General features: G+C 61.1%; 21 protein-coding genes. 12 read left to right on the top strand and 9 right to left on the bottom strand.

Going from position 1 to position 21,925, the window contains the following annotated elements; genetic code table 11:
- Positions 1 to 72: 72 nt before the first annotated feature.
- From MUM_RS0115510 to MUM_RS0115520, 3 genes are read left to right on the top strand one after another with little or no spacing between them, the layout of a single operon-like run.
- The gene (locus tag MUM_RS0115510) at positions 73 to 948 is read left to right on the top strand and encodes a transporter (RefSeq protein WP_010171353.1); all 876 of its coding nucleotides are present in this window, start codon (positions 73 to 75) and stop codon (positions 946 to 948) included.
- A 22-nt stretch (positions 949 to 970) separates the two neighbouring features.
- Positions 971 to 2,146 carry an MFS transporter gene (locus MUM_RS0115515; protein WP_010171355.1) on the top strand — a complete coding sequence of 392 codons (1,176 nt, stop codon included), beginning with the start codon at positions 971 to 973 and terminating at the stop codon, positions 2,144 to 2,146.
- A 13-nt stretch (positions 2,147 to 2,159) separates the two neighbouring features.
- Positions 2,160 to 3,272, top strand: a complete 1,113-nt coding sequence (locus MUM_RS0115520) for a class II histone deacetylase (protein WP_010171357.1) — start codon at positions 2,160 to 2,162, stop codon at positions 3,270 to 3,272.
- Here the strand turns inward: MUM_RS0115520 and MUM_RS0115525 are convergent.
- Complete coding sequence (locus tag MUM_RS0115525) at positions 3,269 to 4,411, bottom strand: glycerate kinase (protein WP_010171358.1); 1,143 nt, start codon at positions 4,409 to 4,411, stop codon at positions 3,269 to 3,271. The genes MUM_RS0115520 and MUM_RS0115525 overlap by 4 nt on opposite strands.
- 91 nt (positions 4,412 to 4,502) lie before the next feature.
- Positions 4,503 to 5,609, bottom strand: coding sequence for a sugar diacid recognition domain-containing protein (locus MUM_RS0115530; RefSeq protein ID WP_010171361.1), 1,107 nt, complete (start codon positions 5,607 to 5,609; stop codon positions 4,503 to 4,505).
- Positions 5,610 to 5,769: 160 nt separating this feature from the next.
- On the opposite strand from MUM_RS0115530, the gene MUM_RS0115535 reads away from it, so the two are divergent.
- Both MUM_RS0115535 and MUM_RS0115540 read left to right on the top strand, forming a co-directional pair.
- Positions 5,770 to 7,080: an MFS transporter gene (locus MUM_RS0115535; protein ID WP_010171363.1), complete on the top strand. Its 1,311-nt coding sequence runs from the start codon at positions 5,770 to 5,772 to the stop codon at positions 7,078 to 7,080.
- Positions 7,081 to 7,311: 231 nt separating this feature from the next.
- Positions 7,312 to 7,653 (top strand): hypothetical protein, encoded by a 342-nt coding sequence (locus MUM_RS0115540; RefSeq protein ID WP_010171365.1) that lies wholly within the window; start codon positions 7,312 to 7,314, stop codon positions 7,651 to 7,653.
- 66 nt (positions 7,654 to 7,719) lie between these two features.
- Here the strand turns inward: MUM_RS0115540 and MUM_RS0115545 are convergent, their stop codons facing one another.
- A complete protein-coding gene (locus MUM_RS0115545) occupies positions 7,720 to 8,424 on the bottom strand; it encodes an SDR family oxidoreductase (protein ID WP_010171367.1) in 705 nt (234 codons plus the stop codon).
- A 100-nt stretch (positions 8,425 to 8,524) separates the two neighbouring features.
- Here MUM_RS0115545 and MUM_RS0115550 point away from each other — a divergent pair, with 100 nt between their 5' ends.
- From MUM_RS0115550 to rarD, 3 genes are all read left to right on the top strand, one after another.
- Positions 8,525 to 9,427 carry a LysR family transcriptional regulator gene (locus MUM_RS0115550; RefSeq protein WP_010171369.1) on the top strand — a complete coding sequence of 301 codons (903 nt, stop codon included), beginning with the start codon at positions 8,525 to 8,527 and terminating at the stop codon, positions 9,425 to 9,427.
- Between the two features lie 76 nt (positions 9,428 to 9,503).
- On the top strand, positions 9,504 to 10,511 hold the full coding sequence (locus tag MUM_RS0115555; RefSeq protein ID WP_010171371.1) for an aldo/keto reductase: 1,008 nt from the start codon (positions 9,504 to 9,506) through the stop codon (positions 10,509 to 10,511).
- A 140-nt stretch (positions 10,512 to 10,651) separates the two neighbouring features.
- Positions 10,652 to 11,533, top strand: a complete 882-nt coding sequence (rarD, locus tag MUM_RS0115560) for an EamA family transporter RarD (protein WP_010171373.1) — start codon at positions 10,652 to 10,654, stop codon at positions 11,531 to 11,533.
- Positions 11,534 to 11,592: 59 nt separating this feature from the next.
- Here rarD and hppD read toward each other — a convergent pair whose 3' ends face one another.
- Positions 11,593 to 12,669 carry a 4-hydroxyphenylpyruvate dioxygenase gene (gene hppD, locus MUM_RS0115565; protein ID WP_010171376.1) on the bottom strand — a complete coding sequence of 359 codons (1,077 nt, stop codon included), beginning with the start codon at positions 12,667 to 12,669 and terminating at the stop codon, positions 11,593 to 11,595.
- A 248-nt stretch (positions 12,670 to 12,917) separates the two neighbouring features.
- Positions 12,918 to 13,841 (bottom strand): DMT family transporter, encoded by a 924-nt coding sequence (locus MUM_RS0115570; RefSeq protein WP_010171378.1) that lies wholly within the window; start codon positions 13,839 to 13,841, stop codon positions 12,918 to 12,920.
- Between the two features lie 76 nt (positions 13,842 to 13,917).
- Here MUM_RS0115570 and MUM_RS0115575 point away from each other — a divergent pair, with 76 nt between their 5' ends.
- From MUM_RS0115575 to MUM_RS0115585, 3 genes are all read left to right on the top strand, one after another.
- Positions 13,918 to 14,790: a LysR family transcriptional regulator gene (locus tag MUM_RS0115575; protein WP_010171380.1), complete on the top strand. Its 873-nt coding sequence runs from the start codon at positions 13,918 to 13,920 to the stop codon at positions 14,788 to 14,790.
- Positions 14,791 to 14,914: 124 nt separating this feature from the next.
- Complete coding sequence (locus tag MUM_RS0115580) at positions 14,915 to 16,459, top strand: EAL domain-containing protein (RefSeq protein WP_010171381.1); 1,545 nt, start codon at positions 14,915 to 14,917, stop codon at positions 16,457 to 16,459.
- 196 nt (positions 16,460 to 16,655) lie between these two features.
- The gene (locus MUM_RS0115585; protein WP_010171383.1) at positions 16,656 to 17,021 is read left to right on the top strand and encodes a histone-like nucleoid-structuring protein, MvaT/MvaU family; all 366 of its coding nucleotides are present in this window, start codon (positions 16,656 to 16,658) and stop codon (positions 17,019 to 17,021) included.
- Between the two features lie 169 nt (positions 17,022 to 17,190).
- Here MUM_RS0115585 and MUM_RS0115590 read toward each other — a convergent pair whose 3' ends face one another.
- Entirely contained in the window at positions 17,191 to 17,727 is a 537-nt protein-coding gene (locus MUM_RS0115590; protein WP_010171385.1) for a DUF4946 domain-containing protein, read from the bottom strand.
- Positions 17,728 to 17,920: 193 nt separating this feature from the next.
- Here MUM_RS0115590 and gloA point away from each other — a divergent pair, with 193 nt between their 5' ends.
- Entirely contained in the window at positions 17,921 to 18,442 is a 522-nt protein-coding gene (gene gloA / locus MUM_RS0115595) for a lactoylglutathione lyase (protein WP_010171387.1), read from the top strand.
- Between the two features lie 63 nt (positions 18,443 to 18,505).
- Here gloA and ahpF read toward each other — a convergent pair whose 3' ends face one another.
- The 3 genes from ahpF to MUM_RS0115610 form a co-directional block, all read right to left on the bottom strand.
- Positions 18,506 to 20,071, bottom strand: coding sequence for an alkyl hydroperoxide reductase subunit F (gene ahpF, locus MUM_RS0115600; RefSeq protein ID WP_010171389.1), 1,566 nt, complete (start codon positions 20,069 to 20,071; stop codon positions 18,506 to 18,508).
- Between the two features lie 127 nt (positions 20,072 to 20,198).
- Positions 20,199 to 20,762, bottom strand: coding sequence for an alkyl hydroperoxide reductase subunit C (ahpC, locus tag MUM_RS0115605; protein WP_003173835.1), 564 nt, complete (start codon positions 20,760 to 20,762; stop codon positions 20,199 to 20,201).
- 150 nt (positions 20,763 to 20,912) lie between these two features.
- The gene (locus tag MUM_RS0115610) at positions 20,913 to 21,839 is read right to left on the bottom strand and encodes a site-specific integrase (protein ID WP_010171391.1); all 927 of its coding nucleotides are present in this window, start codon (positions 21,837 to 21,839) and stop codon (positions 20,913 to 20,915) included.
- Positions 21,840 to 21,925: the final 86 nt, after the last annotated feature.

Genomic DNA, 21,925 nt, shown 5'->3' on the forward strand with positions numbered 1-21,925 from the left:
TTTTGACGGCCACGGGCGCCCTTTGCCCATTTTCCGCTGCCATCCATAACAGTCCATAAGAGATGCCTTGCGATGAATCACCCTACCTTGCGTCACCTGGCCATGCTGCTGGGCGGTACCCTGCTGAGCCTCGACAGCCAGGCTGCCGACCTCAACGCCCGGGATTTTTTCGGCGCGCCGTCCGGCACCAGCCTCGGCGTGCTGTACTTGCCCGCCTCGCGCTACGATGACTTCCACGGCCCGGCCGACACCACGGGCAAGGCCGACTTGAAGGTCAACGCCGTGGCGTACCGCCAGGTGTTTTTCACTGACGTCTGCGGCACGCTGTGCACCCCGCAATTTATCCTGCCCTTCGCCGACATCAACGCACGCTTGCCCGGCGCCAGCCAACACACCGGCGAGAGCGGCTTTGGTGATCCGCAAGTCGGCGGCACACTGTTTTTCATCAACGACCCGGCCTCGCGCACTTACAGCGGGCTGTTGAGCCTGATCACCGTGCCGGTGGGCGAGTACCACAGCAAAAACCCCGACGTGTCCCCCGGTGCCAATCGCTGGGGCGCGACCTTCGTTTACAACTACACCCAGGGCATTGGCGAGAAATGGGTGCTGGAAGCCAACCTCGAAGCCCAGTTGTACGGCACCAACAACGACTATTTCGGCAGCGACCTCAAGCAAGACCCGCTGTACCGCCTGCAAGCCTTCGCCTCCTACGACTTCAGCCCCGCCACCTACGGCGCACTGCGCCTGATCCATGCCGATGGCGGCGCGCTGCGCATCAACGACCAGCGCATCGACGACACCCATAAACGCTACACCCAGGTGGGTTTCGAGGTGGGGCACTGGCTAGACCGGCAGAACCAGCTGATGTTCAGCCTTTCGCAAAACGTCGCGGCGTCCAACGGCTACGCGGGCACCGACGCCCTGCTGCGGCTGGTCCATGTGTTCTGAATCACTTTCCCGGAGCTTGCCCATGAACACTCAGACCCACTCTGCAACCGCCGGCTATTCGGCGCGTTCCTGGCCCTTGCTGGCGGCGATCATCCTGTTCGCCGCCATCACCCCGACCATCCTGATGACCGCACCGGCGGTGGCCGCACAACTGGCCAGCCAATGGCAACTGAGCCCGTCACACATCGGCGACCTGTTCTCCACCGAGCTGGGGGCGATGAGCCTGGCCACCTTGCCTGCGTTCTGGTGGCTCAAGCGGGTGGACTGGCGCCTGGCAGCGCTGGTGGCCGCCATTGCGTTCATTGCCGCCAACCTGCTGTCGATGCTCGCCGACACCTACGCCACCTTGCTTGCCTTACGCTTTATGAGTGCCCTGGCGGGCGGTTCGCTGATGATCATCTGCCTGGCCAGCGCGGCCGCTGCCGCCAACCCCAGCCGGATCTACGGCTTGTGGGTGATGGGGCAACTGGTGGTCGGCGCCGTCGGCCTCGGGGTGTTGCCCGGGTTGTTTGCGCGCTATGGGCTCGGCGCCTGCTACTTGATTCTTGCGGGGTTGATGACGCTGCTGCTGCCCCTGGCCCGCTGCTTTCCATCCGGCAGCCCGCCGCGCCAGCCAACCGACGCCGCGCCATTGCCGGGCTCCCGAATGAAGGCTGCGCTGGGCATCGCCGGGATCCTGACTTTCTATATCAGCCTCGGCGGCGTCTGGACCTTTATCGGCGCCATCGGCAGTGGCGCGGGAATCTCCGCACAACACAGCGGTGAAGTGCTGGCCCTGGCCACGGTGATGGGAATCGTCGGCGCCGGGTGTGCCTCAGTCATCGGTACGCGGCTGCCGCGCCTGCTGCTGTTGCTGGCCGGCTACGCCCTGATGGCGGGTGCCGTGCTGTTGCTGAGCGGCACGCCGACGCTGATGCGCTTTGCCCTGGCGGCGCTGCTGTTCAAGTTCACCTGGACCTTCATCCTGCCGCTGATTCTCGCCTGCCTGGCTGACCTCGACCGCAGCGGCAAGCTGATGAACACCTCCAACCTGGTGATCGGCGCCGGCCTGGCCATCGGGCCGGCCATTGCCGGACGGCTGATCGAGGCCAGCGGCGGGTTTACCTCGCTACTGGTGGGCGGCGCCGCCATCACCTTGTTGTCCCTGGCGCTGATGCTCGGCAGCCGCACCCCGCCTGACGCTGTTTTAACCCGCTGAACTGGAGACTCTGATGAACCGATCCACTGCGTTTTTCTTTGATGAACTAAGCCTCTGGCACAGCGCCGGCCCCCACGCCCTGACCTTGCCGGTAGGCGGCTGGGTGCAGCCGCCTGCCGGCACCGGGCATGCCGAGTCACCGGAGACCAAGCGGCGTTTGAAAAGCCTGCTGGACGTGTCCGGGCTGAGCCGTCACCTGCAACAGCACAGTGCCGCCCCGGCCACGGAGGAGGATTTGCAGCGAGTACACGGCGCCGACTACCTGCAACGCTTCAAGGCCCTGAGCGATGCCGGCGGCGGCGAGCTGGGGCCCCAGGCGCCGATTGGCCCGGGCAGCTACGAGATCGCCAAACTCTCCGCAGGGTTGACCATCGCTGCGGTGGACGCGGTGCTGAGCGGGCACGTCGGGAATGCCTACTCGCTGTCGCGGCCACCGGGGCATCACTGCCTGGCGGACGGCGCCATGGGCTTTTGCTTCCTGGCAAACATCGCCATCGCCATCGAGGCGGCCAAGGCGCGCCGTGGGCTGGGCAAGGTCGCGGTGATCGACTGGGATGTGCACCATGGCAACGGCACCCAGTCCATCTTCGAAGCACGCGGCGATGTATTGACGATCTCCCTGCACCAGGACGGTTGCTATCCGCCGGGTTACAGCGGTGAACAGGACCGTGGCCACGGCGCGGGCCTGGGGGCGAATATCAATATCCCGTTGCCACCCGGCAGCGGCCACGCGGCGTACCTGCATGCGATGGAACGCATCGTGGTGCCGGCCCTCGAGCGATTCGAGCCCGAACTGATCATCGTCGCCTGCGGTTACGACGCCAACGCCGTCGACCCGCTGGCGCGGATGCTGCTGCACAGCGAGTCGTTCCGCCTGATGACCCGCACGGTGCGTGAGGCTGCCGAGCGGCTGTGCCAGGGCCGCCTGGTGCTGGTGCATGAAGGCGGCTACAGCGAGGCCTACGTGCCGTTTTGCGGGCTGGCGGCGCTGGAGGAATTGGCCGGGGTACGCACGGCGGTGGAAGACCCGATGCTGGAGTTTGTCCAGTTGCAGCAGCCCAAGGACGCGCTGCTGGGCTTTCAGCGCCAGTGGGTCGATCAACTGGCGCAGGGCTTTGAGGCTTAAACCGCCGGGGCCGCCAGGCGCCAGACCCGGGCGATGTCCGAGGCGCGTTCGCGTAACAGGCGCGGCGCCTCGCTGCAGGCCTGCTCCAGGGTAGTCGGGCCGGACGGCAAGGCGAACGCGGCATCCACACCGTGGGCGTACATCTGCTCATAACCCTCACCCAACGTGCCGGCGATCACGATTACCGGCACGTTGTGCTGCTTGGCAATCCGCGCCACGCCAAACGGGGTTTTGCCCCGCAGGGTCTGGGCGTCGAAACGGCCTTCGCCGGTGATCACCAGGTCGGCGCCGCGTACCGCGTGTTCAAGTCCTACCAGTTCAGCGACGACTTCAACCCCTGCACGAAATTGCGCGCCCAGGAACGCCTTGGCGGCGAACCCCAAGCCACCGGCGGCGCCGCTGCCGGGCTCGTCACGCACGTCTTTCGGCAACACCTTGGCGCAGTGATCGGCGAAATGGCCGAGGGCAGCGTCCAACTGCTCGACTTGTTGGGGATTGGCACCTTTTTGCGGGCCGAAAATCGCGGAGGCACCGTGGGGGCCGCACAGAGGGTTATTCACGTCGGCAGCGATTTCAAAGCGCACCTCGGCCAGGCGTGGATCCAGTTGTTCCAGGCTGATGCGCGACAGATTGGCCAGTGCCAGTCCGCCCAAGGGCAATGCGGCACCTTCGGCATCAAACAATTGCACACCGAGGGCCAGCATCGCGCCGGCGCCGCCGTCGTTGGTGGCGCTGCCGCCAATCGCCAGGATGATGCGCCGGGCGCCGGCATCCAGTGCCGCGCGGATCAGTTCGCCGGTGCCAAACGTGCTGCTGGAACAGGCATCCCGCTTACCCGGCGGCACCAATTGCAGCCCGCTGGCCTCGGCCATTTCGATGATTGCGGTATGGCTCTCGGCCAACCAGCCCCAATGCGCATCAATGCGGGCGCCCAACGGCCCTTGCACGTTGGTGGTACGCCGCTCGCCCTGGCAGGCGGCGAGTACCGACTCCACCGTGCCCTCACCACCGTCCGCCATCGGGCACTTGATCAGCTCGGCGTCGGGCCACACCGTGGCCAACCCCTCGGCAATGGCATTCGCCACGCCTTCGGCACTCAGGCTGTCCTTGAACGAGTCGGGGGCGATGATGATTTTCATGGGCTTTCTCCGGTTTTTATAACGCCCATGCTGCCAGTTGGCTCAGGCAATAACGCCGGTCCATTGCACAAGAGTGGCTGGGGTTTGTTGTTCATTTCGACAAAGCCTGGGGCAAGAGCTGCACGCCGAGGTACAACGCGAGCATGCCGTCGAGGGTCAGCGGGTCAACGCCGCTCAACTCGGCAATGCGCTCCATGCGGTAGCGCAGGCTGTTGCGGTGGATGCCCAGGGCATCGGCGCAGGCCTGGCTTTGCCCGTCGTGGTCGCACCAGCTGCGCAGGGTCGCCAGCAACTGGCCGTTGCTGTCCTTGGCCAGCACCTTGCGCAGCGGGTTGAGCAGTTCGTCGAGGGCATCGTCGTTGCGGTGGCGCCAGAGCATCACCGGCAGTCGGTAGCGGGTCAGGGTCAGCAAACGTGATTCGGGCAACACATCGCGGCCATAGGCGAGCAGATCGCCGACGCGTCGGTAGCAACGGCGCAGCCCGGCCAGGCCGTCCGCCTGGCCGCCGACGGCAACCCGCAGGATGTTCCAGCCCAGGCCTTCGAGCTTTTCCAGCAGGCGCGGGTTGTCGACTTGCACTGACGCCGGCCGGCACCACAACAGGGAAAACTGCGCGGAGCTGACGCACCAGCTGTCGGGGTAGCGCGAGGTCAGCCAGGCGCTCAAGGCCTCGGCCGACTGGCCGCTGCCCAGTTCAAACAGGTACGGCGTGCGCGCCAATTGCGGCTTGAGGCCCAGTTGCTGCGCTTCGTCCACCAGGCGCGGCGAATCGCCGGTCTCGGCCAGCAGCAGCGCCAACAGATCATCGCAACGCTGGCGGCGCCATTGCTGCTCGGCTTGCTGATGGCGCTGGCTCACCAGCATTTCGGCGGTCATGCGCACCAGCTGGGCATAGGTACGCAGCACTTCCGGCTCGCCGGTAATGCCCAGCACGCCGATCAGGCGCTGATCGTGCAACAACGGCAGGTTGATCCCGGGCTGCACGCCCTTGAGGTGCTTGGCGGTCTGGCTGTCGATTTCCACCACGCGCACGTTCGCCAGCACCAGTTGCGCGCCTTCATGGCGGGTGTTGATACGCTCCGGTTCGCCACTGCCCAGAATCAGGCCCTGGCTGTCCATGACGTTGACGTTATAGGGCAGGATCGCCATGGTGCGATTGACGATATCCTGCGCCAGGTCATGATCCAGCTCGAACATGGGGCTAAATTCCTGAAAAAACGGGTTGTTCATAGGCACAGCGCAAACCATGCCTGACTGTGCGCGAGCACAAAGACATCACCCCTTGAGGTGGCCGAGACTCATTGGGCGATCAACGTTACCCTCGCATCGCGAAAAATCATAATAAAGAGAGACTGCCATGTCACAGAGCGCCGCTGTCACCCAGGCCACCGATGACGATAAAAACGCCGTATACAAGCGCATTACCCTGCGCCTGATCCCCTTCATTTTCATCTGCTACCTGTTCAACTACCTCGACCGCGTCAACGTCGGCTTTGCCAAGTTGCAGATGCTCGACGACCTGAAATTCAGCGAGACCGTGTACGGCCTCGGTGCCGGGATCTTCTTTATCGGCTACGTGCTGTGCGGCGTACCGAGCAACCTGGCGTTGACCCGGTTTGGTCCACGGCGCTGGATTGCGCTGATGATGATCGTCTGGGGCACCCTGTCCACCTGCCTGCTGTTCGTCACCACCCCCACCCATTTCTACGGCTTGCGCCTGCTGACCGGCGCCGCTGAAGCCGGTTTCTTCCCGGGTGTGGTGCTGTACCTCTCGCAGTGGTTCCCGACCTTCCGCCGTGGACGGATCATGGCGCTGTTCATGTCAGCGATCCCGGTGTCCGGCTTGCTCGGCAGCCCGTTCTCCGGCTGGATCCTCAACCACTTCGCCGCCGGCCAGGGCGGGCTGGCAGGCTGGCAGTGGATGTTCCTACTGCAAGGCATCCCGACGGTGATCCTCGGCGCCCTCGCCTACTTCCTGCTCAGCGACAGCTTTGCCAACGCCAAGTGGCTCACGCCCCATGAGCGCGCGGTGCTGGAAGCCGACCAGGCGACCGACCTGGCCAACAAGCCGAAAACCACCAGCGACTCGCTGCTGGAAGTGTTCAAGAACCCGGCCATCTGGGCGTTCGGCCTGATCTACTTCTGCATCCAGAGCGGCGTGTACGCCATCAACTTCTGGCTGCCGTCGATCATCAAGAACATGGGTTTCAGCGATAACCTGGTGATTGGCTGGTTGAGTGCAATCCCGTACTTGCTGGCGGCGGTGTTCATGCTGCTGGTGGGCCGCTCTGCCGACTTGCGCAAGGAGCGTCGCTGGCACTTGGTAGTACCGATGCTGATGGGCGCGATCGGGTTGGTGATTGCGGTCAACTTTGCAACCACGCCGGCGATTGCGATCCTCGGCCTGACCATCGCCACCATGGGCGCCCTCACCGGCCTGCCGATGTTCTGGCCGGTACCGACCGCCATGCTCAGCGCAGGCGCTGCGGCGGGTGGCTTGGCACTGATCAACTCCATGGGCCAGATGGCCGGGTTCCTCAGCCCGTATATCGTCGGGTTTGTGAAGGATGCCACCGGGTCTACCGACATGGCGCTGTACTTGCTGGCGGCGGTGATTGTGGCGGGCAGTGTGCTGGCGTTGCGAATGACGCGGACACTCAAGGCCTGACATCAGGGCAAACCGGCGCTGTCGACCTCCATGGCGGCGCCGGTGTTTTTATATTCAGAACACCGCCGGACACCCGTATTCACTTAAACGCCAGAGCCAGGTAACAAACAGGCTACAAACCTTACCTAACCTTTACTCTGGCGCCGCGTAATCCCCTCAAAAAGCACTGTCTGAAACGTATGCCCGGGAATATGATTAAAACCGGTTCGATGCATAAGTAGAGGACTTGTCATGATCAGTCGACTCTCAAAAGTGAAAGTAGCCCTCGTGCTGATTGCCACCCTCGCCATCGCGGGGCAGGCAGAAGCCCGTGGCGGGTACGGCTATGGATGGGGTCACGGTGGCTACCGTGGTGGTTGGGGCTGGGGTGGCCCGGCGTTGCTGGGGGCCGTGGTCGGCGGGCTCGTCGTAGGCTCGGTCGTCGCCAACTCCCAGCCGCCGGTCTACGTGCAACAGCCGGTTTACGTCCAGCCGCAGCCGGTGTACATCCAGCAACCTCCGCCGGTGTACTACCAGGCGCCGCCTCCGGGCTATTACTACCCGCCGCAACCGGCTCCGGTGCCGCGTTATTAAGCAAGATGCGGTGGGTGATACAGCAGGCCCCGCCCGAAAGCGGGACCTGTTTTGATTGACCTGCGCTTAGAGCAAGCCGCCACCATCCACATCAATCACGCTACCCGTGATAAACCCGTTCTCCATCGCCAGCACGTACCCGGCAGCCACTTCTTCGGCCTGCCCCACTCGTCCTACCGGCAACGCCCCGCCGGCCTTGGCAAACATCGCCAGCCGCTGCTCCCCGGACAACCCGGCATACGCCTCGGTGTCGATTACGCCCGGGCTGATCACGTTGACCCGACGTGGCGCCAGCTCCTTGGCCAACTGCTTGCCCAGCGCTTCAGTCGCAGCATTGATCCCGGTCTTGATGAACTGCCCCGCCACCGCTCGACGACCCAGTTGGCCCGAGGTCAATGTGATGCTGCCGTGCTCGCCGAGAAATGGCAGCGCCGCCTGGATCGCCCGCAGCGAACCCCAGAGCTTCACGTTGTAGTTGTCTTGCGCCAGGTTCAGGTCAGTCTCGATCAACGTCTTGGCCTGCACCGCAGGGCCGGCGGTGTAAACCAGATGGTCAAAACGCCCCACTGCTTCAAACAGGCGCTGCAACGAGGCGGCGTCGGTCACGTCCACCTGCTCACTGCGCACACCGTTCTCCACGGCTGAAGACAAGCGCCGTCCGGCCAGCACCACGTGGGCCCCGCGTGCCACAGCCTGTTTGGCCACGGCTGCACCAATGCCGCTGCTGCCACCGATGACGATGACGGTTTTGCCGTTGAGGGGAGAAGTCATGGAGAAATACCTGGTTGGGAAAATGAGGTTTCATCTTCCCAGCTTGGCAATCGTTGAAAAATCCCGGTAAAACGACAAGATATTTAAAGGATTTTTACAGATGAGTTCGATCCTCGACCTTGAAGTCTTCGTGCGTACGGCCGATACGGGCAGCCTGTCCGCGGCTGCTCGTAGCCTCAGCCTGACTCCGGCCGCAGCCAGTATCGCCCTCAAGCGCCTGGAAACCCGCCTGGGCATTCGGCTGCTGGCGCGCTCCACCCGCAGCATGCGGCTGACCGAAGAAGGCCGGCGCTACCTCGACAGCGTGCGTGTGGCCCTGGAGGCGTTGTCGGAAGGCGAACAGGCGATCAAGCAGCAAGGCCAGAGCTTGAGTGGCTTGCTGCAATTGGCGGCGCCCTCGGATTTCGGGCGCAATGTGCTGCTGGGCTGGCTGGACGAGTTCAAGCTCGAACACCCGAACGTGCGCCTTCAATTGCTGCTCAACGACAGCAATGCCGACCTGTTCCGCGAGACCGTCGACATTGCCCTGCGCTTTGGCGTGCCACGGGATTCCAGCCTGGTGGCACTGCCGGTGGTGCCCGATCACCAGCGCGTGGCGTGTGCCAGTCCTGAGTATCTGGCACGCCATGGCACACCGCGCACGCCCCAGGACTTGGCGCAACACAGCACCCTGCGCTACATGCGCCAGGGCCGTGCGAACAACACCTGGTACTTTCGCCAGGGCGCCCTGCTCCAGGAAGTCGAGGTGACAGGGGACTACCTGAGCGATGACGGCGAGATCGTGCGGCGCTGGGCGCTGGCCGGCCATGGCATCGCCTACAAAGCGCGGCTGGATGTGGCCCGCGATATCAAGGCCGGACGCCTGGTGCCGTTGCTCACCGATTGGCAAGGCGAGCCGACGCCGTTCAATTTGATGTGCCCGCACCGGCTGCAAGTGTCGGAACGGGTCAAGGTCCTGCACCGCTTCCTGCAACAGCGCTGCGCCGAACTATTACCGCAATAACCGTCGCAGGGCTTGTTCCAGAGCCTTGCTCTCTGGTATTGGGTAAGTACTGTCTCCCCCTTTTGAGGTGTTCACGATGATTTACCGCACACTGGGCCAGTCCGGGTTGAAAGTCAGCGCGCTGACCCTGGGCAGCATGATGTTTGGCGAGCAGACCAACACTGAGGATTCGCTGCGCATCATCGACAAGGCCTGGGACCAAGGCATCAATTTTATCGACACCGCCGACGTCTACACCGGCGGGCGCTCCGAGGAAATCGTCGGTGAAGCCATCGCCCGCCAGCGCCAGGATTGGGTGCTGGCCTCCAAGGTGGGCATCGGCCCCGTGGATGGCCTGCCAAACCGCAGCGGCTTGAACCGCAAACGGATCTTCAATGCGATCGAAGCCAGCCTGACGCGCCTCGACACCGATTACCTGGACATCTACTACCTGCACCGTGAAGACCACAACACGCCGCTGGAGGTGACGGTTTCGGCCATCGGCGACTTGATCCACGAGGGTAAGATCCGCCATTGGGGCCTGTCCAACTACCGCGGCTGGCGCATCGCTGAAGTGATCCGTGTGGCCGAGCGCCTGGGGGTGGACAAGCCGATCATCAGCCAGCCGCTGTACAACATCGTCAACCGCCAGGCCGAGGTGGAGCAGATCACCGCCGCTGCCGCGTACGGCTTGGGCGTGGTGCCTTACAGCCCGCTGGCCCGTGGCGTGCTCAGTGGCAAATATGCGCCGGACGTGACACCTGAAGCCGGCAGCCGCGCCGGGCGCCAGGACAAGCGCATCCTGGAAACCGAATGGCGCGTCGAGTCCCTGCGCATCGCCCAGCAGATCCAGCAATACACCCAGGGCCGCGGCGTGGGGATTGTCGAGTTCGCGATTGCCTGGGTGCTGAACAACTCGGCGGTCAGCTCGGCGATTGTCGGGCCGCGCACCGAGGCGCAGTGGGACGCCTACACCGGCGCGCTGGAGGTGAAGATCACGGCGGAGGATGAGGCGTTTATTGATTCGCTGGTGACACCGGGGCATGCCTCGACGCCGGGATTCAATGATGTGAGCCATTTCGTGTCGGGTCGGATTGCACGATAGCCGAGCGGCCTACACCTGACCTGTGGTGAGGGGGCTTGTCCCCTCACCACAAAACAGCGCAACCATCTCACCGCAAAAGCACTATATTCCCTCCCTGAAATCTCCCCTCTTTTGTAGCCATCGGTTTTCGCGAGGACAGCGTGTCTAAAGGTGTTGTGTTATCGGTATTGGCCTCGGTGTTGTTTGCCGTGATGTATTACTTCACGTCACTGCTTACGCCCTTGAGCGGCCTGGAGATCTTCGGCTGGCGGATGTTGCTGACCGTGCCCTGCATGACCGTGTTCATGATCGTCAGCGGCGAGTGGCGCCGCGCCTGGGAGTTGGTTCGGCTGGCCGCAGCCAAACCCGGTTTGATCGGCGGGCTGGTGTTGTCTTCGGCCTTGCTGGGGGTGCAGTTGTGGCTGTTCATGTGGGCGCCGCTCAACGGTCGCAGCCTGGATGTATCGCTGGGGTATTTCCTGCTGCCGTTGACCATGGTGCTCACCGGGCGCCTGGTGTATGGAGAACAGCTGTCACGCCTGCAAAAGGTCGCGGTGTTTTTTGCAGCTTGCGGCGTGCTTAACGAGTTGTACCAGGTAGGCGGTTTCTCCTGGGCCACGCTGGTGGTGATCATCGGTTACCCGATCTACTTCATCGTGCGCAAACGTCTGAAGACCGACCACCTTGGCGGGCTGTGGCTCGATATGGCGCTGATGTTGCCAGTGGCGTTGTGGTTCGTCCAAAGCGGCGAACAGGGCTTTGCGGTGCTCGATGCCCACAAGGGGTTGTACGCCTTGATCCCGATGCTGGGCGTGATCAGTGCATCGGCACTGGTGTGTTACATCGTCGCCAGCCGCTTGTTGGCCTTCAGCCTGTTCGGGCTGCTCAGCTATGTGGAGCCGGTGCTGTTGCTCGGGGTGGCGTTGCTGCTGGGAGAAAGCATCAAGGCCGGTGAGTGGCTGACCTATATACCCATCTGGCTGGCGGTGATGGTGATGGTGTACGAAGGGTTCAAGCACCTGGTTCGCCAGCGCAAAGCCTGATTGCAGGCAAAAAAAGCCCGGTCGCGGATATCCACGACCGGGCTTTTTTACATCAGCCATCAGTCAGCGGTGAGCACACCGCGACGTACCTGGTCGCGCTCGATGGATTCGAACAGTGCCTTGAAGTTACCTTCGCCGAAACCGTCATCACCTTTACGCTGGATGAACTCGAAGAACACCGGGCCCATCAGGGTTTCCGAGAAGATCTGCAGCAGCAGGCGCTTGTCGCCCGCCACTGACGAACCGTCCAGCAGGATGCCCCGCGCTTGCAGTTGGTCCACCGGCTCACCGTGGTTCGGCAGGCGGCCTTCGAGCATTTCGTAGTAGGTGTCCGGCGGCGCGGTCATGAAGCGCATGCCGATCTTCTTCAGCGCATCCCAGGTCTTGACCAAGTCGTCGGTGAGGAACGCGACGTGCTGGATGCCCTCGCCATTGAACTGCATCAGGAACTCTTCGATCTGGCCGGCGCCCTTGGACGATTCTTCGTTCAGCGGGATGCGGATCATGCCGTCCGGGGCGCTCATGGCCTTGGAGGTCAGGCCGGTATATTCGCCCTTGATATCGAAGTAACGCGCCTCACGGAAGTTGAACAGCTTCTCGTAGAAGTTCGCCCAGTAGACCATGCGCCCGCGGTACACGTTGTGGGTCAGGTGGTCGATGACTTTCAGGCCGGCGCCCACCGGGTTGCGCTCGACGCCTTCGAGGTACACGAAGTCGATGTCATAGATCGAGCTGCCTTCGCCGAAGCGGTCGATCAGGTACAGCGGCGCGCCGCCAATACCCTTGATCGCCGGCAGGTTCAGTTCCATCGGGCCGGTTTCGATATGGATGGGCTGGGCGCCCAGTTCCAGGGCACGGTTGTAGGCCTGTTGCGAGTCCTTGACACGAAACGCCATGCCGCACACCGACGGGCCGTGCTCGGCCGCAAAGTAGGAAGCGATGCTGTTGGGTTCGTTGTTGAGGATCAGGTTGATCTCGCCCTGGCGGTACAGGTGCACGTTCTTGGAACGGTGGGTCGCCACTTTGGTGAAGCCCATGATCTCGAAGATCGGCTCCAGGGTGCCCGGGGTTGGCGATGCAAATTCGATGAACTCAAAGCCCATCAGGCCCATTGGGTTTTCGTACAGGTCTGTCATTTTCGGTGCCTCATCATTCTTGTCATTAACGGATGTCGTTAGTTGCCAGCAAGGATGAGGTGGGCAGGCGGAGCACAGGAGATACCCCGCACGCTGCGGGCGAGGAAGTCACCAAAGATGAGGGCGGACCCGAGTAGCTTCATGGTTACATCAGTCTCTGACGGGCGAGGCTTGCGTTAGCGCAAGTCCTTATTCTTGTATGCGTAAATCGATTCTACACAGCGTAAACAGATTTGTCCGTACTCTTATCAAATCCCCATTGCCCTCACCCGCGCAAGGGGTTTGTTGCACAGGTAGATGCCCAGCAGGATCACGGCCCCTCCCAGTAGCATCGGCGCGGTGAGTTGTTCGCCGAGCAGCAATGCACCGCAGATCACCGCCGTCAGCGGATTGAGGGCGATGAACACACCCGCGCGGGTGGCACCGATGCGACGTAAGCCGTCGTAGTAACCGATGTAGGCCAGCGCCGAGCCCAGCACGCCGAGGTACAACAAGCTCGTCAGTTGGGGCAGATCAATCGCGCCCAACGCATCCACCGTCAATCGCCCCGTCACCAGCGTGGTGAGTGTCAGCATCAGCGTGCCCAACAGGATCGACCAGGTCACGGTTTGCAAGGGGCCCAGGCTCTGGTTGAGGTGGCGGGAAAACAGCGAATACACGCCCCACCCCACCACACAGCCAAAGATCAACAGGTCACCGATCCAGGCGTTCGCGGCGCCCTGCAATAGCTGCGGGTTGCGACTGACGATCACCAGCCCCGCACCGCCCAGGCACAGCGCGATACCCAGCAGTTTGAGCGGCCCCAGGCGCTCCTTGAACAACACCCACGAAGCCAGGCCAATCACCGCCGGGTTCAGCGCCACGATCAGCGACGCCCGGGACGCGTTGATGTAATGCAGGCCGTAGAAAAAGCACAGGTTGTAGAAAAAGATCCCGAAAAAGCCGAGGACGGTCAGTTGCGCAAGCTGCGCGGTGGTCGGGCGTACCAGTCGAATTCGCGCCGCGCCCAGGAAGGTCAGCAACGCCACGCTGGCCAGCAAAAAACGCACGGTCGCCGCCAGCAGCGGGTCCAGGCCAGCGGCCAGATAACGTCCGGCAACGAAGGTGCCGCCCCAGATCATGGTCACGGCCGCCAGTTTCAGATACGTGAGACGGTCAGAGGTCGGTGTCATCGGATTTCTACTCAAACATTCAGGATTGGCTTATTGTTTGGCTAATCCCTTGTCATCGTAAAATGAGTAAATACTCATGACCCTTACCCAACTGGAAATATTCTCCCTGGTGGCCGAGCTGCAAGGTTTCACCAGCGCTGCCAATCGCCTGGGCATCAGCCAGTCGGCGGTGTCCCACGCGATCAAATCCCTGGAGCAGGAGTTGGGGGTCGAGTTGATTCGCCGCCATCAATCCCAGGTCGAACTCAGTGATATCGGCCAACAACTGCTGTTGCGCGCCCGGGCCATGCTCGGGCTGGCCAACACACTGCAACAGGAAGCCGCCGACGCCCGCGGCATGAAGCGCGGGACGTTGCGCATCGGGTCGTTCGGGCCCACTTCGTCGATTCGATTGTTACCCAGGATTCTGCAGCACTTTCGCCAATTGCATCCGGGCATTGAGGTACATGTGGATGAAGGCCCGGATCGGCAGGTAATGCAGTGGCTGGAAGAGCGGCGCGTCGACGTGGCGTTCGTGGTGCTGCCCGAAGAGCGCTTCGATACGTTCCCGTTAATCGAGGACCAGTTGGTCGCGCTGCTGCCGTCAGGCCACCCCCTTGGCGCGCTGCCAAGTGTCAGCCTCAAGGCCCTGTGCGGCGAACCCTTTATCCTGACCCAGGCCGGCTCGTCCGAACTGGTCTCAAGGCTGTTCGTCGGTGCCGGGCTACAGCCGGACGTGCGTTACCGCTGTTCGCAGTTGCTCAGCACCCTGGACACCGTACGCCGGGGCGATGGCGTGACCATCGTCGCCGAGTTGTCGCTGCCTGAGTCCACGGACGCCGCTTACCTGATCAAGCCCCTCAAGCCCGTCGTCAAGCGTCAGGTGGGGCTGGCGGTACTGGATCGGCGACAGTCGTCGCCAGCGACCCTGGCATTTATTGAACTGGCCACACGCTTGCCGCTTGATTGAACATGCGCGCTCGCGTGGCGCCATCTATCATGGCCAATACCAATACGCTTTGTTGGAAGGCCGCCGTGGTTGTCCCGACCGCATTTGAGCGTCTTATCGCCCCCTCCCGTTACAGGCCGCACTAATGCCACTGACCGTCAAAGGCCCACGAAAAGCCTCCACTCGCCACCTGATCACCCTGCTCAGTGGCGCGCTGCCGATTTTACTGGGTGTGTTTATCCTGTATTGGCAAGCCGGGCGCACCCTGGAGTACAGCACTGCACAGACGGCACAGGAGGCCGTGCGCCAGTTCGACTTGATGCTCGACAACACCGCCCTCGCCGCCCAGGACCTGTTGCCGATGGCTGGGCATGAATGTGATAACCCGACACAACTGGCACTGCGCGAACAAGTCACCCGCCGCCCCTTCGTGCGCGCCACGACTTTGTCCTGGCAGAGAAACATTTATTGCAGCTCATTGTTTGGCGGCAACTACCAATCGCCGGTCAACCCTGAAGACTACGTCGATGGCCGCCTCTGGCTGATGAAAGGCAACCCGGTCACGCCCGACACCGCCTTGCTGGTGTATCGCCTCACCGAAGGTGACCGGGGCGCGTTTGCGTCTATCGATGGCTACCACCTGACCAACGCCCTGCGCCTGATCAGCCGTTTTGCCGACCTGGTGCTGCAGGTCGGGCCCAACTGGCTGTCGGCAGATGGCAAGGTTCACAACACGGCGCTGCCGACCTTTGCCGTGGCCCAGCATCATCTCGATTCCAAGCGGTATACCTACAGCGTGGAAGTCGGGATGCCGGAAGGCGAAACATGGCGCTACATGAAAGACCGGTTTCCGGCGCTGTTCGTCCTGGTAGTGTTTTTTGGCGTACTGGCGGGCCTGCTCGCGCACTGGCTGCAAAAACGCTCGTCAGCACCGACCCATGAACTGCAGCGGGCCTTGGGCGCCAATGAATTCATTCCGTATTATCAGCCCGTGGTGCGTGGCGACAACATTCGCCAGTGGGCCGGCTGCGAAGTGCTGATGCGTTGGAATCACCCGAAGGAAGGCCTGGTGCGCCCTGACCTGTTCATCCCCCTGGCCGAACATTCCGGCCTGATCGTGCCAATGACCCGCGCCCTGATGCGCCGGACCGCCGCACAACTGGCGCCCCACGCCGCGCAATTTGCTGACAACTTTCATGTAGGTATCAACATCACCGCCCGCCATTGTCACGACCTGGAGCTGGTGGAGGACTGCCGCGAATTCCTCGCCGCCTTCCCGCCGGGCAAGGTGATCCTGGTACTTGAATTGACCGAGCGCGAGTTGATCGAGCCCACCGACATCACCCGCCAGTTGTTCCAGGCGCTGCATGAAATGGGGGTAATGATCGCGATCGACGACTTCGGCACCGGCCATTCCAGCCTGGGTTATTTGCGCAACTTCAATGTCGATTACTTGAAGATAGATCAAAGCTTTGTAGCGATGATCGGTGTTGATGCACTCTCGCGGCATATACTCGACAGCATCATTGAACTGTCCGCCAAGCTCGACCTGGGCATCGTGGCAGAGGGCGTCGAAACACAAGAACAATGCGATTATCTCGCCGCTCAAGGCGTGGATTTCTTGCAAGGTTACCTGTTTGGCAAGCCTGTTCCTTGCGACGAGTTCATTAGATTCCTGAACGGCCATTGAATAGCCAGCCACTTCAATGGAAATATTGTTAATTATACAAAAGACATGATTTACTCATGGCTGATTAACTACTACAATTTTTCCTGCCTGTGCTGAATTGGCAGGAGGGCCACTTTCATTGAGTCGCCTTAAGGCTCTTGGCTTATCGCTTTGTTTGCAGTAGATATCAGCCAAATACACTATTGGAGTATAGATTTTGTCCAGACTCGCCGAATTTCGCGCAGCAGAAAAAGCCCTTCAAGAGCAGCTTGCCCAGCTGGAATCCCTGAAGAACGATGCTGGTTTGAAGAAAGAAATCGAATTCGAAGAAAAGCTGCAAGGGCTGATGAAAACCTACGGCAAAAGCCTGCGCGACATCATCTCCATCCTGGATCCTAACCCGAGCAAGTCCGGCGCTTCCGTCGCCGCCGCACCAAAACAGCGCCGCGCACGTGTGGTCAAGGTTTACCACAACCCGCACACTGGCGAACTGATCGAAACCAAGGGCGGCAATCACCGCGGCCTGAAGGCATGGAAAGAACAGTACGGCGCAGCCACTGTAGATTCCTGGCTTCGCGGCTAATGCCTTGCGGCTAGTACAAACGCACTAAGAAAAGCCCTGCACATGCAGGGCTTTCTTGTTTTCGGGCAGCAATATTGAAACAAAATAGTACCGTGGCATTTTCAAAAACGAACTTTAAAAAACATTTCACTTTGTTCAATTCGAATATTTTCTGCCTTGCCTACAGCACTCAAAGTTTAAGGCTGTCGCGCACCGAACTGACTTCATCCTTGCTGGACTCGTAAGCTTCGGCCTGGCCTGCGTATGAAAAAACATAGGCCTTATCGGTATCAACCGCCCCGACCAACGTTTGCGACAGCACGTGCCGACCGTTCTCGGTGATGACACAGGTAGTTTCCAATGCTTCAAGCCGGCTCAATGTTGTGGGGTGCATCTTGGTGCACACACTTTGATAACCACCCTGGGCAAAGTCCTTCTGGATGGATTTGCGCATTTCCAGCAGCACACCTTGCAGGTTGACCGTATGCCCCACTTCGATCGGGGTGCCCGTCAACTCCATGACCATTAACGTCGCACCATTTTCATCATTCTTTATTGCACGCTGGCGCGACACTGTGGAAGGCTGAGCCGGCGCCTGATCGTCGGGCACCACCTCCTCCACCTGCCAGCCGCTGGGCCAATGAATTTCCGGGTCAGCCGCCGATGCGGCGGTGCTGCCCAACAACAGGCCCAGGGTCGTTAACAGCGGTGCGCGAAATCCGATCATTGCGAAAAACACTCAAGGTTCAAGCGACAAAGTTTGGCCCCCCGCACCCGCTGCTCGCAAGGGCTGCGTGACCTTTTTCATTTGGCGCAGCAGGCATGGATGCGTATCATGGACCGGCTGCAAGGATGCCAGCCGCAAGCCAAGGGATGCTCCAACCGGAGCCACGTTTGCCCCATTCTTCTCTGGAGGGCCCATGAGCCTGCACGAACTGAACACATTCCCGGGCGTCACCGCCCAACCTGACACCGCCACCTCGAACTTCGTGTTCAACCACACCATGCTGCGGGTCAAGGACATCACCAAGTCGCTGGATTTCTACACCCGCGTCCTGGGTTTTTCCCTGGTTGAAAAACGTGACTTCCCGGAAGCCGAATTCAGCCTGTACTTCCTGGCCCTGGTCGACAAGGCCCAGATCCCGGCCGACGCCGCCGAGCGCACCCAGTGGATGAAGTCGATTCCAGGCATCCTGGAACTGACCCACAACCACGGCACCGAAAACGACGCAGACTTTGCCTATCACAACGGCAACACCGACCCGCGTGGCTTTGGCCATATCTGCATCTCGGTACCGGACATCGTCGCGGCCTGCGCACGCTTTGAAGAGCTGGGTTGCGACTTCCAGAAGCGCCTGAGTGATGGCCGCATGAAAAGCCTGGCCTTCGTGAAAGACCCGGACGCGTACTGGGTTGAGATCATTCAGCCAACACCGCTGTAAGATTTGGCAGGCAATAAAAAACCCCATGATCACTCATGGGGTTTTTCATTTCCGGGCCAGAATTTACGCCGGGGCGGAAGTGCGGATCAGGTGGTCGAAAGCACTCAGGGAAGCCTTGGCGCCCTCGCCTACTGCGATCACGATCTGCTTGTACGGCACAGTCGTTACGTCACCGGCGGCAAAAACACCGGGCAGTGACGTCTCGCCACGTGCATCGACGATGATCTCGCCACGTGGAGTCAGTTCCACAGTGCCTTTGAGCCAGTCGGTGTTGGGCAGCAAACCGATCTGTACAAAGATGCCTTCCAGGTCAATCGTCTTGAACTCACCGCTGTCGCGATCCTTGTAGGCCAGGCCGGTAACTTTCTGGCCATCGCCCTTGACCTCACTGGTCAGCGCGCTGGTGATTACGTCAACGTTCGGCAGGCTGTACAGCTTGCGCTGCAACACGGCGTCGGCGCGCAGCTTGCTGTCAAACTCAAGCAAGGTCACGTGGCTGACGATGCCGGCCAGGTCGATGGCCGCTTCAACGCCGGAGTTACCGCCGCCGATCACCGCGACACGCTTGCCCTTGAACAACGGGCCATCGCAGTGCGGGCAGAAGCACACGCCCTTGGCTTTGTATTCCTGCTCGCCCGGTACACCCATTTCGCGCCAGCGGGCACCGGTGGCCAGGATCACGGTCTTGGACTTGAGGGTCGCACCGCTTTCAAAACGGATTTCGTGCAGTTCACCCGAGTTCTTCGCCGGGACCAGCGCAGTGGCGCGCTGCAGGTTCATGATGTCCACGTCGTACTGACGCACGTGGGCTTCCAGGGCGCTGGCCAGTTTCGGCCCTTCGGTTTCCTGTACCGAGATAAAGTTCTCGATCGACATGGTGTCCAGTACCTGCCCGCCGAAGCGCTCAGCCGCAACACCGGTGCGGATGCCTTTACGTGCAGCGTAGATGGCGGCTGCCGAGCCCGCTGGGCCGCCGCCGACGACAAGTACGTCGAACGCATCTTTGGCGCTGATTTTCTCGGCGGCCTTTTCGATGCCGCTGGTGTCGAGCTTGGCGAGGATTTCTTCCAGGCCCATACGGCCCTGGCCGAAGTTCACACCGTTCAGGTACACGCTCGGCACCGCCATGATCTGACGATCATCGACCTCGGCCTGGAACAACGCACCGTCGATGGCGACGTGGCGGATATTCGGGTTCAACACTGCCATCAGGTTCAACGCCTGGACCACGTCCGGGCAGTTCTGGCACGACAGCGAGAAGTAAGTCTCGAAGCTGAACTCGCCTTTAAGGGCGCGGATCTGTTCAATCACTTCGACACTGGCCTTCGAGGGGTGGCCGCCGACTTGCAGCAGCGCCAACACCAGGGAGGTGAATTCGTGGCCCATGGGGATGCCGGCGAAACGCAGGCTGATATCGGCACCCGGGCGGTTGATGGAGAACGATGGCTTGCGCGCATCATTGCCATCGGTTTTCAGGGTAATCAGCGTGGTGAGGCTGGTTACGTCCTGCAAGAGGGCAAGCATTTCCTGGGATTTCGCACCGTCGTCGAGGGAGGCGACGATCTCGATCGGCTGGGTGACCCGTTCCAGGTATGACTTCAACTGAGCTTTAAGATTGGCGTCCAACATACGGGCGATTTCCTATTAATTCGGTTTATTGCAGACAAAAAAACGCCCGAGCGAATCTCGCCCGGGCGTTTTGAGGGCGGATGCAGCTTACTGAGGTGCGGTAACCCGCCCTTGGCATTTCACAGACTTAGATCTTGCCGACCAGGTCCAGGGACGGAGCCAGGGTGGCCTCGCCTTCTTTCCACTTGGCTGGGCACACTTCGCCCGGGTGAGCAGCAACGTACTGAGCGGCCTTGATTTTGCGCAGCAGCTCGGAAGCGTCACGGCCTACGCCGCCATCGTTCAGTTCAACGATTTTGATCTGGCCTTCAGGGTTGATCACGAAGGTGCCACGGTCTGCCAGGCCAGCTTCTTCGATCAGTACGTCGAAGTTGCGGGAGATGGTCAGGGTCGGGTCGCCGATCATGGTGTACTGAATTTTGCCGATGGCTGGCGAAGTGTTGTGCCAGGCAGCGTGAGCAAAGTGGGTGTCGGTGGAAACGCTGTAGATTTCGACGCCCAGTTTCTGGAATTCGGCGTAGTTGTCAGCCAGGTCTTCCAGTTCGGTTGGGCAGACGAAGGTGAAGTCGGCTGGGTAGAAGAAGACGACAGACCATTTGCCTTTCAGGTCAGCATCAGTCACGTCTACGAAGTTGCCGTTTTTGTAGGCGGTAGCTTTGAACGGTTTTACTTGGCTGTTGATGATAGGCATCGTTGACTCTCCGTCAGGGTTTGTAGAAGGGCTTAGTAAGTTGATGAGGTGAATCCTACCCACTCTCCTGGCCGATGGCTCATTGGCAAACCTCATGCTGACGATTGGTTTTCGCTATCAAGGGACTGTATTAATAGAAGAAACCTTCAATCACTCGAGGGATGCGCGGGTCATGCCGAGAAAGGGTGTCGCTTCAACATAGCGCATGGCGGATTTCATGTCTTTCCAGCCGACGTAAGTCATCAGCGACTTCAAGTCCCAACCGCTGCGATGGGCCCAGGTGGCAAAGCCCCGGCGCAAGGAATGGCTGGTGTATTGATCGGCCGCAATGCCGGCGCGCTCCAGGGCCTGGCGCAACAGCGGGATCACGCTGTTGGGGTGCAGGCCCTCCTCGCCCAGGTTGCCCCAGCGGTCAATGCCGCGAAACACCGGGCCGCGCACCAGCGCCGAAGCACTGAGCCACTCGCTATAGGCCTGGACTGGACACAGGCGTAACAACGCCGGTGTCTGGTAGGTGCGGCCGATATTTTCCCGATCACTCTTACTGCGTGGCAAATACAGGGTGATGCCCGAGCCTGGCACCGCCTGCACGTGCTCGATAGTCAACCGGCATAACTCGTCGCTACGAAAGCCGCGCCAGAACCCCAGCAGGATCAACGCCGCGTCACGCTTGGCCCGAAGCCAGCGCGGATGATCTTCGGCGCTTCGGGCGTCGCTGCCTTCCCGCTCAAGGAAATCAATCACCTGTTCCAGGTGCTGGAGCTGCAAAGGCTCAGCCTGCTTTTCCTGGGCCGGGTGCACGGCCCGGATGCCTTTCAGGACTTTGCGCACCACCGGCGCCTTGGTCGGATCGGGAAAACCCTGGCTGGTGTGCCACTGAGCCAGCGCCGACAAGCGCAACTTCAGCGTGTTGACCGACAGCACGCCCGCATGCGCCACCAGATAGCGCGCCACGCTGTCGCTGGTGGCCGGCAGAAACCCACCCCAATTCACCTCGAAATGCTCGATCGCCGCCCGATAGCTGCGGCGGGTGTTATCCCGAGTGGCCGCATTCAGATAACGGTCCAGTTCACTCATACCTGTACTGCCATTGGGCGACATCCACTTCAAAACCCTTATCACACGGGATAATACGCCAATATCCCATCTGTTAAATCAACAAT

It is taken from the genome of Pseudomonas sp. PAMC 25886 (genome assembly GCF_000242655.1).
Classification (GTDB): Bacteria; Pseudomonadota; Gammaproteobacteria; order Pseudomonadales; family Pseudomonadaceae; genus Aquipseudomonas.

Coding starts and splice junctions, on each gene's coding strand:
- MUM_RS0115510 (WP_010171353.1), top strand. CDS start 73: ATGAATCACCCTACCTTGCGTCACCTGGCCATGCTGCTGGGCGGTACC.
- MUM_RS0115515 (WP_010171355.1), top strand. CDS start 971: ATGAACACTCAGACCCACTCTGCAACCGCCGGCTATTCGGCGCGTTCC.
- MUM_RS0115520 (WP_010171357.1), top strand. CDS start 2,160: ATGAACCGATCCACTGCGTTTTTCTTTGATGAACTAAGCCTCTGGCAC.
- MUM_RS0115525 (WP_010171358.1), bottom strand. CDS start 4,411: ATGAAAATCATCATCGCCCCCGACTCGTTCAAGGACAGCCTGAGTGCC.
- MUM_RS0115530 (WP_010171361.1), bottom strand. CDS start 5,609: ATGTTCGAGCTGGATCATGACCTGGCGCAGGATATCGTCAATCGCACC.
- MUM_RS0115535 (WP_010171363.1), top strand. CDS start 5,770: ATGTCACAGAGCGCCGCTGTCACCCAGGCCACCGATGACGATAAAAAC.
- MUM_RS0115540 (WP_010171365.1), top strand. CDS start 7,312: ATGATCAGTCGACTCTCAAAAGTGAAAGTAGCCCTCGTGCTGATTGCC.
- MUM_RS0115545 (WP_010171367.1), bottom strand. CDS start 8,424: ATGACTTCTCCCCTCAACGGCAAAACCGTCATCGTCATCGGTGGCAGC.
- MUM_RS0115550 (WP_010171369.1), top strand. CDS start 8,525: ATGAGTTCGATCCTCGACCTTGAAGTCTTCGTGCGTACGGCCGATACG.
- MUM_RS0115555 (WP_010171371.1), top strand. CDS start 9,504: ATGATTTACCGCACACTGGGCCAGTCCGGGTTGAAAGTCAGCGCGCTG.
- hppD (WP_010171376.1), bottom strand. CDS start 12,669: ATGACAGACCTGTACGAAAACCCAATGGGCCTGATGGGCTTTGAGTTC.
- MUM_RS0115570 (WP_010171378.1), bottom strand. CDS start 13,841: ATGACACCGACCTCTGACCGTCTCACGTATCTGAAACTGGCGGCCGTG.
- MUM_RS0115575 (WP_010171380.1), top strand. CDS start 13,918: ATGACCCTTACCCAACTGGAAATATTCTCCCTGGTGGCCGAGCTGCAA.
- MUM_RS0115580 (WP_010171381.1), top strand. CDS start 14,915: ATGCCACTGACCGTCAAAGGCCCACGAAAAGCCTCCACTCGCCACCTG.
- MUM_RS0115590 (WP_010171385.1), bottom strand. CDS start 17,727: ATGATCGGATTTCGCGCACCGCTGTTAACGACCCTGGGCCTGTTGTTG.
- gloA (WP_010171387.1), top strand. CDS start 17,921: ATGAGCCTGCACGAACTGAACACATTCCCGGGCGTCACCGCCCAACCT.
- ahpF (WP_010171389.1), bottom strand. CDS start 20,071: ATGTTGGACGCCAATCTTAAAGCTCAGTTGAAGTCATACCTGGAACGG.
- ahpC (WP_003173835.1), bottom strand. CDS start 20,762: ATGCCTATCATCAACAGCCAAGTAAAACCGTTCAAAGCTACCGCCTAC.
- MUM_RS0115610 (WP_010171391.1), bottom strand. CDS start 21,839: ATGAGTGAACTGGACCGTTATCTGAATGCGGCCACTCGGGATAACACC.